We start from the raw sequence: 13,027 nt of genomic DNA on the forward strand, positions 1-13,027 counted from the left end.
TTAACAATATGTTACGAAATCTATTCAAATTTTAAACAAAATAGATTTACAGGGCTTAAAAATTGCATTATAATTTACTATGCATGCATAATTTTTTATCAATTTACTATGCATGCATAATATTTTTTTATATATTTGACCCTGTATGGATAAAAACAAATCAATAGATCACCAGCTAAGAGCAACTTGGCAGGCCGTTGCTAAAATGTACAACGAGCAAGCTGCGAAACACAACAGCACCATGGCCACCGCTTTTGCTTTACTCAATATTGATTTCGACGCAGGAACACCTTCCACTGCACTAGGACCATTAATGGGAATGGAGCCGACTAGTTTATCGAGGTTACTCAAAACTATGGAGGACAAAAAACTCATTTACAGAATGAAAAATCCAAATGACGGAAGGAGTGTGATTTTGAAACTTACCGATTTCGGAAAAGAAATGCGAGAAGTTTCTAAAGGTCATGTTTATCAGTTCAACAACAAAGTGCGCGAATACATCACAGATGCAGAGCTGGAAAATTTTTTCAAAGTAACAACAACAATCAATAAACTTATTACAGACAAGTTAGTGTATGAAGACATTAACAAAGACGCTGTATAAAAACAAATATACAAATGACAAGAAGAATTAAAAAAGTAGCAATTGTTGGTTCTGGTATCATGGGATCTGGTATTGCGTGTCATTTTGCCAACATTGGCGTTGAGGTTTTATTATTAGACATTATTCCCCGAGAACTTAACGACAAAGAAAAAGCAAAAGGATTAACTTTAGAAGACAAAGTTGTACGTAACCGATTGGTAAACGATGCCTTGACTGCCTCGTTAAAATCAAAACCATCTCCGATTTACAACAAGAAATTTGCAGATCGAATTACTACTGGAAACATAGAAGACGACTTACACAAAATCAAGGATGTTGATTGGATTATGGAGGTTGTTGTTGAGCGTCTTGACATTAAGCAAAGTGTTTTTGAGAAAATCGAACAATACAGAACTCCTGGAACTATCGTTTCTTCGAATACCTCAGGAATTCCTATCAAGTTCATGAACGAAGGAAGAAGTGAAGACTTCCGTCAACACTTTGCCGTAACGCACTTTTTTAACCCACCGCGTTACTTAAAGTTATTTGAAGTAGTTCCGGGACCAGACTGTAAACAAGAAATCACTGATTTCTTAATGGATTACGGTTCTAAGTTCTTAGGAAAAACTTCTGTATTAGCGAAAGATACTCCTGCTTTTATCGGAAACAGAATTGGAATCTTCGGAATTCAATCACTTTTCCACCAGGTAAAAGAATTAGGATTAACCATAGAAGAAGTTGATAAATTAACAGGACCAGTAATTGGACGTCCTAAATCAGCTACTTTCCGTACCGTAGATGTAGTTGGACTCGATACGCTAGTACACGTAGCCAACGGTATTTACGAAAACTGTCCTAACGACGAAGCGCACGAATTATTCAAGCTTCCTGATTTCATCGAAAAAATGATGGAAAACAAATGGTTAGGAAACAAAACCAAACAAGGTTTTTACAAAAAGACGGTGAATGCCGAGGGGAAAAAAGAAATTTTATCACTCGACTTAAACACACTAGAATACCGTCCGAAACAGCGTGCTAAATTCGCAACGCTAGAGTTGACAAAAACTATTGATAAACCTATCGATCGCTTTAAAGTATTGGTAGGAGGAAAAGATAAAGCAGGAGCGTTCTACCGCAAAAACTTTGCCGCTATGTTCGCTTATGTTCAAAACCGTATTCCTGAAATTTCAGACGAATTGTACCGTATCGACGATGCGATGAAAGCTGGTTTTGGATGGGAAAATGGACCTTTCGAAATCTGGGATGCCGTAGGTGTTGAAAAGGGGATCGAATTGATGAAAGCAGAAGGATTAACACCAGCTGCTTGGGTAACTGAAATGTTGGCCAAAGGAGAAACTGCTTTCTATACAGTAAAAGACGGTGCAACGTATTACTACGACGTAACCCAACAAGCTCAAGTGAAGAAACCAGGACAGGATGCATTTATCATCCTCGACAACATCCGTAAAACAAAAGAAGTTTTCAAAAACTCAGGTGTAGTGATTGAAGATTTGGGTGACGGTATCTTAAACTGTGAGTTCCAATCAAAAATGAACACCATCGGTGGAGATGTTTTAGCAGGATTAAACAAAGCGGTTGATTTAGCTGAAAAAGATTTCCAAGGTTTAGTGATCGGTAACCAAGGAGCTAACTTCTCTGTAGGAGCGAATATCGGAATGATTTTTATGATGGCTGTAGAGCAAGAATACGACGAGCTCAACATGGCGATTAAATACTTCCAAGATACGATGATGCGTATGCGTTATTCATCGATTCCAACGATTGCAGCACCACACGGAATGACGTTAGGTGGAGGATGTGAATTATCATTACACGCCGACAAAGTAGTTGCCGCAGCAGAAACGTATATCGGATTGGTAGAATTCGGTGTAGGTGTGATTCCTGGTGGAGGTGGATCTAAGGAAATGGCCGTTCGCGCTCAAGACTTATTCCATCAAGGGGATGTACAATTAAACGTTTTACAAGAGCACTTCTTGACCATCGGTATGGCTAAAGTGGCTACTTCAGCACACGAAGCTTTCGACCTAAACTTATTACAAAAAGGTAAAGATGTCGTAGTGGTAAACAAAGAGCGTCAGATTGCAGAAGCTAAGAAACACGCTATCTTACTTGCTGAATCTGGGTATACGCAACCCGTAAAACGCAAAGATGTACTTGTTTTAGGTAAACAAGCACTCGGAATGTTCTTAGTTGGTACGGATGCGATGAATGCATCAAAATACATTTCTGAACACGATCAGAAAATTGCCAACAAACTCGCTTATGTAATGGCTGGAGGTGACTTATCAGAGCCTACCAAAGTTACAGAGCAGTATTTATTAGACCTTGAACGTGAGGCTTTCTTAAGTTTAACAACGGAGCGCAAGACATTAGAGCGTATTCAGCACATGTTAAAAACTGGTAAACCACTAAGAAACTAAAATCATGAAAACAGCATATATAGTAAAAGGATATAGAACCGCCGTTGGAAAATCAAAAAAAGGTGTGTTCCGTTTTAAAAGAGCCGATGAAATGGCTGCTGAGACCATCAAATTTATGATGGATAAGTTACCGGAATTTGACGTGACTCGTATTGATGATGTCATCGTAGGTAACGCAATGCCAGAAGGATCGCAAGGATTGAACATGGCTCGTATTATTTCGTTAATCGGGTTAGATTCAGTAGATGTACCTGGAGTTACGGTTAACAGATTCTGTTCATCAGGATTGGAAACCATCGGTATGGCTGTTGCTAAAATTCAATCGGGAATGGCGAATTGTATCATCGCTGGTGGTACAGAAAGTATGAGTTCAGTTCCGATGACTGGTTTTAAGCCTGAATTGAACTACGACCTCGTAAATGCAGGTCATGAAGATTACTACTGGGGAATGGGAAATACTGCCGAGGCTGTAGCACAGCAGTACAACGTATCGCGTGCTGACCAAGATCAGTTCGCATACGAATCGCATTTAAAAGCGTTAAAAGCCTTGGATTCGGATCGTTTCCAAGATCAAATCGCTCCTATCAACGTAGAAGAAACTTATATCGACGCTAACGGAAAGCGCGCGACAAAACAATACACTGTAAACAAAGACGAAGGACCTCGTAGAGGAACTAGCGTAGAAGCCTTGGCTAAATTACGTCCCGTTTTTGCCGCAAATGGATCAGTAACTGCAGGTAACTCATCGCAAACAAGTGATGGTGCTGCCTTTGTTATGGTCATGAGCGAAGACATGGTAAAAGAGTTAAACTTGGAGCCTATTGCACGTATGGTAAGCTATGCTGCCGCAGGTGTACCTCCTAGAATTATGGGTATTGGACCCGTAGCTGCCATTCCGAAAGCTTTAAAGCAAGCTGGATTACAGCAAAACGACATCGACTTGATTGAATTAAACGAAGCCTTTGCTTCTCAATCATTAGCTGTTGTTAGAGAACTTGGATTAAATCCTGACATCATTAACGTAAATGGAGGAGCTATTGCCCTTGGACATCCACTAGGGTGTACTGGAGCAAAACTATCGGTACAGTTATTCGACGAAATGCGCAAGCGTTCATTGAACAACAAGTACGGTATGGTAACGATGTGTGTAGGAACCGGACAAGGTGCTGCAGGTATTTTTGAATTCTTAAACTAACAAAAACATTAAACAACAATGGAGACCATTAATAAAGATATATTACGCGGAGGACAGTTCCTCGTAAAAGAAACGAAATGTGAAGACGTTTTCACACCTGAAGATTTTTCTGAAGAGCAACAAATGATGCGCGACTCAGTAAAGGAATTCGTAGACAGAGAAATTTGGCCTAAAAAACCACAATTCGAAGCAAAAGATTACGCATTGACAGAAGAGGTAATGCGCAAAGCTGGAGAGTTAGGATTCTTAGGTGTAGCCGTACCAGAAGAGTACGACGGGCTTGGTATGGGATTTGTTTCTACCATGCTTACTTGTGACTACTTTTCAGGAGCCACTGGATCTGTAGCTACCGCTTTCGGTGCACATACCGGAATTGGTACGATGCCTATCACGCTATACGGTACAGAAGAGCAAAAGAAAAAATACGTTCCAGCATTGGCTACAGGAACAAAATTCGGAGCTTACTGTTTAACGGAACCAGGAGCTGGATCTGATGCCAACTCTGGTAAAACGACCGCTGCCTTGTCTGAAGACGGGAAGACTTATAAAATTAACGGACAAAAAATGTGGATTTCAAATGCAGGTTTTGCTGAGATTTTCATCGTATTTGCCCGTATCGAAGACGATAAAAACATCACTGGATTTATCGTTGAATACGATCCTAACAATCCAAACGGAATTACCTTAGGTGAAGAAGAACACAAATTAGGTATTCGTTCATCATCTACTCGTCAGGTATTCTTCAACGATACTGAAGTACCTGTAGAAAACATGTTATCAGAGCGTGGTGGTGGATTTAAAATCGCCATGAATGCCTTAAACGTTGGACGTATCAAATTAGCGGCAGCATGTTTAGATGCACAGCGTCGCGTAATTACTGAAAGTGTAAAGTACGCTAACGAGCGCGTTCAGTTTAAAACTCCTATCGCAAACTTCGGTGCTATCAAGGCTAAATTAGCTGAAATGGCAACTGCTTGCTACGTTGGAGAGTCTGGAACTTACCGTGCAGCTAAAAACATTGAAGACCGTATCGCTATTCGTCAAGAAGAAGGAAACACGCACCAAGAAGCTGAGTTAAAAGGAGTAGAAGAATACGCAATTGAATGTTCTATCTTAAAGGTAAAAGTTTCTGAAGACGTACAGAACTGTACTGACGAAGGAATCCAAATTTTTGGAGGAATGGGATTCTCAGAAGAAACTCCAATGGAGTCTGCTTGGAGAGATGCTCGTATTTCACGAATCTACGAGGGTACTAACGAAATTAACCGCATGTTATCAGTGGGAATGTTAGTAAAGAAAGCCATGAAAGGACACGTAAATTTATTGGAGCCTGCTATGGCAGTTGCTGATGAATTGATGGGAATTCCTTCATTTGACACCCCTGATTACTCTGAATTATTCTCAGAAGAAAAGGAGATTCTCGCCAAATTAAAGAAGGTATTCTTAATGGTAGCAGGTTCAGCTATCCAAAAATTTGGACCAGAATTAGAGCAACACCAACAATTATTAATGGCTGCTTCTGACATTTTAATCGAAATCTACATGGCAGAGAGTGCTATTTTAAGAACTGAGAAAAATGCAAAACGCAGTGGTGAGGCTAGTCAAGAAGTACAAATCGCTATGGCTAAATTGAACTTGTTCAACGCCATCGAAAAAATCACTTCAAAAGCTAAAGAAGGAATCGTTTCTTTCGCTGAAGGTGATGAGCAACGCATGTTATTAATGGGATTAAAGCGTTTTACAAAATACGCTAACATGCCTAACGTAGTTGCTTTACGTACGTTAATCGCAGACAAAATGAACGCAGAAAACCAATACTGCTTCTAATCATATTGCTCGAAAGAGCGAACAAGCTTCTTCAACTTTTATAGGTTTTAGAATTTAGTTGTTTGTTTAAAAGACCGTTAAATTAAGTTTTAACGGTCTTTTTATATACTATTCGGTAAGTTTGTTTTATACTTGCACGACAGATTGCTCACTTTTAAATATCACGGAATGCCTGAACTCGGAATCTTCGGAATTTGTATCCTATTAGCTACTATTGCCTTCTCGTATCAAGGTTTTGAAAACATGTCTTTCTTTAACCGCTACAAGTTCAATGTCGGAGCTATTTTAAACCAGAAAGATTACAAGCGCATGCTTACTTCTGGCTTTCTTCACGCAGACTGGAGCCACCTGCTATTTAATATGTTTAGCTTTTACTCTTTTGCTTCATTGCTAGAGTTTCAATTAGGAATCTTCAACTTTGCACTGTTGTATTTCGCAAGCTTATTAGCCGGTAGTACCCTTTCTTTGTACATGAATAAAAACAATTGGTACTACAGTGCTATCGGAGCCTCTGGAGCAGTTTCTGGGGTTATTTTTGCCGCTATTGCCCTGTTTCCTGACTTGAAATTAAGCCTGTTTTTTATTCCGATAGGAATTCCTAGCTGGTTGTTTGGATTGCTTTATATCGGTTATACTGTTTACGGTATGCGAAGCAATAACGATAATATCGGTCACGATGCCCATTTAGGTGGAGCCATTACCGGACTCATCATTGCCGTACTCCTGTACCCACATGCCCTCGTAGAAAATTACCTTCCGATTTCACTAAGCGTCGTTCCCATCATCGTTTACGTTGTTTATACGCGTACAAATTTTAGCTTTTTACAAAAAAAACCTAACATGAAGGTCTTTCGCAATACCACCAGTAAAACCGCGCAAAGCCTAGATGACCGCTATAACGAAGCGCGTGCTAATGAGCAAAAAGAAATTGATGCTCTCCTAGAAAAAATCAACAGGAAAGGCTACGATAGCTTATCGGAAAAAGAACGTCAAACCCTAGCTCGTTACTCTAAAAATCAAAAAAAATAACTACAGCGGAAACGCCGTAGAGTTTTTAAACGAACGCATCACAAAGGAACTGTGTATTGTAGAAATCCCCTCCACTACCGACAGTTTTTCATTGATGAATTCTTGGAAATCATTCATATCTCGAACGGCAATTTTCAATAAAAAATCAAAATTCCCTGACACGTGATGGCACTCCATAACTTCGGGCAATTGGAGCATCGTATCTTTAAAAGAGTCTATTAAACTGCGCTGGTGCTTAAAAAGCGTAATTTGACAGTATGCAATAATTTGCTTGCCAATCTTAGCGCTGTCGAGTAGTACCACGTACTTATCTATATAGCCCTCACGCTCCAATTTTTTGATACGCTCATAGGTCGGTGTCGCTGTCAGTCCAACTTTTGCGGCAATTTCTTTCGTGTTTTGCTTGGCATTTTCTTGTAATTCCCTCAAAATTTTCTTGTCAATACGATCCATAATCAGTGGTATTTTCTAAATCTTTATGCTAAGTGTACGTGCTATGCAAAAATAATCTTTAAAATCAAACAAAACAGTATTATAATCTAAATATACTATTATTATGGTAGTATTTTCTTCTAAACACTACATTTGCGGATATAACTTAAGTAGAAATAGCAGATGAACACGAAAGTTAGTACCACAGAAAAATTAACGGCTTTATTAAATGATGTACGCGAAGCGAGAGATTCCTTCTTAGGATATCCGGTGTCAAAAGATTTTAATTACGAGCCGCTATACGAGTTTTTACAGTACCCCATCAATAACTTAGGGGATCCTTTTGAAAGCAGTACCTATAAAGTTCAAACACATGAAATAGAACGCGAAGTCGTTGACTTTTTTGCGAAGCTATTCAGAGCCAACCCGAAAGATTATTGGGGATATGTTACCAACGGTGGATCGGAGAGTAATTTGTACGGATTGTACATCGCTAGAGAGATGTTTCCGAAGGCCATGGTGTACTATTCAGAATCTACCCATTACAGTGTTAAGAAAAATATCCACTTACTCAACATTCCGAGCATCGTAATTCGCTCTCAGGAAAATGGAGAAATCGACTATACCGATCTCGAAGAAACACTAAAATTTAACCGTCATAAGCCCGCCATTGTCTTAACCACTCACGGAACCACAATGAAGGAAGCTAAAGACGATGTTTCACGCGTAAAAAGTATATTGCGAAAACTCGCGATACACGATCATTACATTCATTGTGATGCTGCCTTAGCAGGTTCGTACGGAGCCTTTGCTACCCCGCGAGTACCTTTTGATTTTGTCGATGGTGCTGACAGTATCTCTATCAGTGGACACAAATTTATAGGATCGCCAATTCCGGCTGGAGTTATCGTTACCAAGCGCTCTTTGCGCGATCGCGTTTCTAAAGGAATTTCGTATATCGGTTCTTTAGACACGACCATAACAGGTTCGAGAAATGGGCACAGTCCACTATTCTTGTGGTACGCCATTCAAAAAATGGGTGTTGAAGGTCTCAGAGCTCGTTATGAACACAGTTTAGAAGTTGCTGAGTACTGTAAGCACGAATTGCTAAAACTCGGTATTAATGCCTGGACCAACCCGGGAAGTATCACGGTAGTACTCCCAAAAATGCCTAGCGAGATAAAAGATAAATGGCAGTTAGCAACTGAAGAAAATATTACACACATCATCTGTATGCCCAATGTCACCAAAGCGCAAATTGATGCGTTTATTAGCGATGTAGAACAGGTATTACCGATGCAGGCTGAGCTCGAAGAACCAGCCTATTATTAAAAGAGAGGAAAATTTGGGGAGGGACACCCAGTTGCATTTTATATGCGACAAAAAAAGGAGATCGGTATAGATCTCCTTTTTGCTTTTCACAGCTAGCAATTTTCCCATTAGTTTACTCGCGACCTTTTCTTTTTCAATTTTAGCCAATACAACCCTCCAAAAATCAAGATGAGATCAACACAAATGGCATTACTCAACCAAGCAAAACTCCAAGAATCAAGCAGGTCCGTAGTACTCAAAGCGATCATATTAAAGTGATTGTTGGCTCCGTGGAATACGGCGGCCACCCATATCGAGTGCTTCCAACTACCGAAATAGGCAATGATTAACGAAAAGGCAACACAGGCCAAAGGATACGTAATAAAGGCTTCTAAATACGGATGCTCAGGAAAATTATACCCAGTTAAAGCAACGGGCAAATGCCAAATACCCCATACAAGCCCTAGCAAAATTGTTCCTCTAAATTCACCAAAAGCCTGAAACATTTTTCCTTGTAAATACCCTCGCCAACCTATTTCCTCTCCTAGTACTAACAAACAGGTTAAAAATAATCCTCCAACGGTACTCAACAGCAATTGGACATGACCTCCAAATACCGACCAATCGGGCTTACTCCTATACCCCAGTTGTACCTGAAGGTAAAAACCGAGAATCACATAGACAGCCGGAATAACCAAGGCTATTACTATTGATTTCCACGAAGGCTTTACAAACTGTAAATCGCGCCAGGTACCTCCTGCTCTTTTATTAAAAAACACGGCTAACATCGCTGGCAAGAATCCGTAGCAAAGTATCAGCAATACCCGAGGCAAGAGACTCTTAAATTCGATAAGGTGAAGCCCAACAAATCCGATTACCCACGATAATCCCAATACACTGAGTATATAAATTTGTGCTTTTCGTTTGGCGTCGTTCTTAATTTCTGTAGTTGTTGTCGTTATTTGTATCATAGACTATACTCATTTAATTTTTGAGCAAATCACGTGATAATCAACTAATCAATCGTCTCAACGGAAGCCATGAGACCTTTTTCTTGCTTTTTTTTATACTGTAGTGGTGTTACTCCTTCTCTTTGTTTAAACACGCGATTAAAAGTTGCCTTGGAGTTAAAGCCCGAATCGAATGCTAATGCTAATAGGGTTAACTGTTGTGCTTCTCCTGCCTGTAGGCGTTGTTTAAAATGAGCTATGCGATACGTATTTACGTAATCGTAAAAACTCGTATCGAGCCCTTCGTTTAAGAGTTGTGATATTTTTTTATTACTGACCCCCATGTGGGCTGCAAGGATATCCAAACTCAAATCTTGCCGCAAGTATATGTTCTCTTTTGCAAACAAACGTTCCAATGCAGCACGCAACTCAGTGTCTTCTTTGTTGAGTTCCTTCCCTATTTCTGGAACTACGGCAGTATTGGAAACTCGGGGAGAACTTTCTTCCTCCGCATCGGAAACCAAAAAAATGGCAGGCTGGTGTATTCCCCAATAACACAACCACCATATGAGCCCCACAAAAAAGAGCAAGTTTAATTGCACTGTTAACAGTACCGAATCTTTCCAAAGTAAGAGGGGCACAGCACTCATATCGACTAGGACAAAAATGATTAATCCACGAACCCAAGTTCGATACCATCTCAAATCTCTGTCAGTTAAGGAAGTGTATTGCTGCTTTAATTTTCGTTCGTAAAAACGCAGCCAACGAGTATTTCCAATTAAGAAGTATATGAGATGCAGGATACTAAATACTGCGATCCCTGAATATACCAACATACCCAAACGGCTCGTCGGCACATAGAAGGCTACTTGCAAATACTTCGGTAAGCTAAACAAAAATACAACGATCGCAAACGGCAATAGATTTCTCAATAAGTTATTTACCGTTTTACTGCGGTTGTATATGGCGTGGATATAAGCCCGTAACAGCGGTCCTAATGCCAGGGGCATACAAATCGCTAAAGGAAGAACTGCTGCCTGCAGCCAAGCCAACTTCATATAGGTGCTGGCATAACCTCCGAAAATAAATGCCAAGCACAAGACCAAAAAAAACAGCAAGCGATGAGCAAAAGATTTTCGAAACCTCTTTGCTAGTAGCACTAGTAAAAACAAAAAGCTGGTCAGACCAGAATAGACTAAAAACTCCACAATTCTTACAATTTACGTTCCGAAGTTAGTAAAATTTAACGGGGTGAAAGCTTCTTGAAGTCCGAAACTTTTCCATTTGTAGAGCGCTCGAACAAGGGGGCACTACAAAAGCAAAAGCCTCCACAAGGGAGGCTTTTGTGATAATTCATAATATTTAGTGCCTATTCTAAAGCTCCTAAATAACGCTCTGCATCCAACGCAGCCATACATCCTGTACCTGCTGCCGTTACTGCCTGGCGGTATTCTTTATCCTGAACATCTCCTGCAGCAAAAACTCCTGGAAGATTTGTTTTGGTCGACTTTCCTTTGGTAAGTAAATACCCAGTTTCATCCATATCCAATACTCCTTTAAACAACTGTGTATTTGGCGTATGGCCAATAGCGATGAATACCCCTGTTACAGGAATATCTGTTTTTTCACCTGATTGATTATTGACAGCGCGCACACCTTCCACTACATTCGCTCCTAATACCTCATCTATTTCCGTATTGAAAAGTACTTCGATATTAGCTGTTTTGCTCACGCGGTGTTGCATTGCTTTTGACGCTCTCATATAATCTTTACGTACCAACATGGTCACCTTATTACAGATATTAGCCAAATAGGTAGCTTCTTCAGCAGCAGTATCACCTGCTCCAACCACTACTACGTCTTGTCCTTTATAAAAGAATCCATCACAAGTAGCACAAGCAGAAACACCTCCACCAATCAAGCGTTGTTCACTTTCCAAACCTAAGTACTTTGCAGTAGCTCCGGTAGAAATAATCACTGTTTCAGCTTCTAATTCTGTTGTTTCGTCAACAACAACCTTATGGATCCCTCCTTCTTCTTTCGAAAAATCTACCTTGGTCACCATACCAAAACGCACTTCTGTACCGAAACGCTCAGCTTGATTTTTTAAATCTTCCATCATAGCGGTACCATCGGTTCCATTTGGATATCCAGGAAAGTTATCTACTTCTGTAGTGGTTGTTAACTGTCCTCCCATTTGCATTCCCGTGTACATTACTGGTTTCATATCAGCCCTAGCGGCATAAATTGCTGCAGTATAACCTGCTGGTCCAGAACCTATAATCAAACATTTAATTTTTTCTGCCATATCTCTTTTAATTAATGATTACAAATGTAGTTTATTTTTATTTTTTTTCCACGTAGGACTATATAATTTGGTTATTGGTCGATAAAGAAGAAAAATATTACATTTTTTTATTTTTTTCTTGTGCAATCTATTTTTTTTGATACCTTTGCAGTCCCAATGAAAAACGGGGTGTAGCGTAGCCCGGTCATCGCGCCTGCTTTGGGAGCAGGAGGTCGCAGGTTCGAATCCTGCCACCCCGACAAAAACCTTAGAAGTTTAGTACAAACTTTTAAGGTTTTTTCATTGTTGGAGGTTTTCTTAATCTCACTTCAAAAATCTACAAACAGCTATAAACGCTCTTCACCTTGTTTCTGATTTTAATTGAGCTTTCGTAATGACTTGACTTGTGCCTTTACTAAACTCCCCTCTCCGAAATCTGAACACAGGCCAACCGACGATGTTCAGGATTTAGCACACAACAAATTTGACAGTCCATGTAGGGCATTACGCTACAGTTCTACAATAAGGACTCATGTCGGTATGTACCTCACCCAAAAGGCTTCGGCACTAGTGTTAAGTATTTAGTCAACTATTTAATAGGAAACTTAAAAATACGTTTGATAATTTATCAAAACATGCCTACATTGACCTCAGCTAAGAATTTTTACTTTTTTATTGTGGACACTAAGCAGTAGAATGCCAAGCTGAACTTCTGCTTAGTCAGCCAAATTGGTTGCACAAAAAAGATGAAAGTATTGTATATAAAAAAGTTGCGCCCAATTTCTGACATGAACTATGAATTTTAGTACTATTTTTTCAACGGTACCCTTTACTTTTTTCTTATTAGAAATTGGAGTTGATTTTTCCAATTACGATCATCAAACTGTCTATAATACAGCTCACAACAACGAGATGAACACAATAATGAAGAGCATCACAGCGCAACGAATATAAAATAGCGGATGAATCGCG

10 protein-coding genes and 1 tRNA gene are annotated in these 13,027 nt (G+C 39.7%); 7 read left to right on the plus strand and 4 right to left on the minus strand.

Going from position 1 to position 13,027, the window contains the following annotated elements:
* Positions 1–145: 145 nt before the first annotated feature.
* The 5 genes from ACKTS5_RS16990 (at position 146) to ACKTS5_RS17010 (ending at position 7,075) form a co-directional block, all read left to right on the plus strand.
* Positions 146–604, plus strand: a complete 459-nt coding sequence (locus tag ACKTS5_RS16990) for a MarR family winged helix-turn-helix transcriptional regulator (protein WP_408045079.1) — start codon at positions 146–148, stop codon at positions 602–604.
* Positions 605–618: 14 nt separating this feature from the next.
* Complete coding sequence (locus ACKTS5_RS16995) at positions 619–3,024, plus strand: 3-hydroxyacyl-CoA dehydrogenase/enoyl-CoA hydratase family protein (RefSeq protein WP_408045080.1); 2,406 nt, start codon at positions 619–621, stop codon at positions 3,022–3,024.
* 4 nt (positions 3,025–3,028) lie between these two features.
* Positions 3,029–4,219, plus strand: coding sequence for an acetyl-CoA C-acyltransferase (locus ACKTS5_RS17000; RefSeq protein ID WP_408045081.1), 1,191 nt, complete (start codon positions 3,029–3,031; stop codon positions 4,217–4,219).
* A gap of 18 nt (positions 4,220–4,237) precedes the next feature.
* Positions 4,238–6,046, plus strand: coding sequence for an acyl-CoA dehydrogenase family protein (locus ACKTS5_RS17005; protein ID WP_408045082.1), 1,809 nt, complete (start codon positions 4,238–4,240; stop codon positions 6,044–6,046).
* A 168-nt stretch (positions 6,047–6,214) separates the two neighbouring features.
* Positions 6,215–7,075, plus strand: coding sequence for a rhomboid family intramembrane serine protease (locus ACKTS5_RS17010; RefSeq protein WP_408045083.1), 861 nt, complete (start codon positions 6,215–6,217; stop codon positions 7,073–7,075).
* Here the strand turns inward: ACKTS5_RS17010 and ACKTS5_RS17015 are convergent, their stop codons facing one another.
* Positions 7,076–7,528 carry an Lrp/AsnC family transcriptional regulator gene (locus ACKTS5_RS17015; protein ID WP_408045084.1) on the minus strand — a complete coding sequence of 151 codons (453 nt, stop codon included), beginning with the start codon at positions 7,526–7,528 and terminating at the stop codon, positions 7,076–7,078. It abuts the gene before it with no gap.
* Between the two features lie 162 nt (positions 7,529–7,690).
* Between ACKTS5_RS17015 and ACKTS5_RS17020 the strand changes: the two genes are divergently transcribed.
* A complete protein-coding gene (locus ACKTS5_RS17020) occupies positions 7,691–8,839 on the plus strand; it encodes a histidine decarboxylase (protein WP_408045085.1) in 1,149 nt (382 codons plus the stop codon).
* A 107-nt stretch (positions 8,840–8,946) separates the two neighbouring features.
* Here ACKTS5_RS17020 and ACKTS5_RS17025 read toward each other — a convergent pair whose 3' ends face one another.
* From ACKTS5_RS17025 to trxB, 3 genes are all read right to left on the minus strand, one after another.
* A complete protein-coding gene (locus ACKTS5_RS17025; RefSeq protein ID WP_408045086.1) occupies positions 8,947–9,789 on the minus strand; it encodes a CPBP family intramembrane glutamic endopeptidase in 843 nt (280 codons plus the stop codon).
* Positions 9,790–9,833: 44 nt separating this feature from the next.
* Complete coding sequence (locus ACKTS5_RS17030; RefSeq protein ID WP_408045087.1) at positions 9,834–10,976, minus strand: helix-turn-helix domain-containing protein; 1,143 nt, start codon at positions 10,974–10,976, stop codon at positions 9,834–9,836.
* Positions 10,977–11,137: 161 nt separating this feature from the next.
* Positions 11,138–12,076 (minus strand): thioredoxin-disulfide reductase, encoded by a 939-nt coding sequence (gene trxB / locus ACKTS5_RS17035; RefSeq protein ID WP_408045088.1) that lies wholly within the window; start codon positions 12,074–12,076, stop codon positions 11,138–11,140.
* Between the two features lie 164 nt (positions 12,077–12,240).
* Between trxB and ACKTS5_RS17040 the strand changes: the two genes are divergently transcribed.
* Positions 12,241–12,315, plus strand: a tRNA-Pro gene (locus tag ACKTS5_RS17040).
* The last annotated feature ends 712 nt before the right edge of the window (positions 12,316–13,027 follow it).

This window comes from Tenacibaculum litopenaei, assembly GCF_964514025.1.
Taxonomy (GTDB): domain Bacteria; phylum Bacteroidota; class Bacteroidia; order Flavobacteriales; family Flavobacteriaceae; genus Polaribacter; species Polaribacter litopenaei.

Bases quoted from the DNA above. Each gene is read 5' to 3' on its own strand.
- ACKTS5_RS16990 (WP_408045079.1), top strand. From the start codon at position 146: ATGGATAAAAACAAATCAATAGATCACCAGCTAAGAGCAACTTGGCAG.
- ACKTS5_RS16995 (WP_408045080.1), top strand. From the start codon at position 619: ATGACAAGAAGAATTAAAAAAGTAGCAATTGTTGGTTCTGGTATCATG.
- ACKTS5_RS17000 (WP_408045081.1), top strand. From the start codon at position 3,029: ATGAAAACAGCATATATAGTAAAAGGATATAGAACCGCCGTTGGAAAA.
- ACKTS5_RS17005 (WP_408045082.1), top strand. From the start codon at position 4,238: ATGGAGACCATTAATAAAGATATATTACGCGGAGGACAGTTCCTCGTA.
- ACKTS5_RS17010 (WP_408045083.1), top strand. From the start codon at position 6,215: ATGCCTGAACTCGGAATCTTCGGAATTTGTATCCTATTAGCTACTATT.
- ACKTS5_RS17015 (WP_408045084.1), bottom strand. From the start codon at position 7,528: ATGGATCGTATTGACAAGAAAATTTTGAGGGAATTACAAGAAAATGCC.
- ACKTS5_RS17020 (WP_408045085.1), top strand. From the start codon at position 7,691: ATGAACACGAAAGTTAGTACCACAGAAAAATTAACGGCTTTATTAAAT.
- ACKTS5_RS17025 (WP_408045086.1), bottom strand. From the start codon at position 9,789: ATGATACAAATAACGACAACAACTACAGAAATTAAGAACGACGCCAAA.
- trxB (WP_408045088.1), bottom strand. From the start codon at position 12,076: ATGGCAGAAAAAATTAAATGTTTGATTATAGGTTCTGGACCAGCAGGT.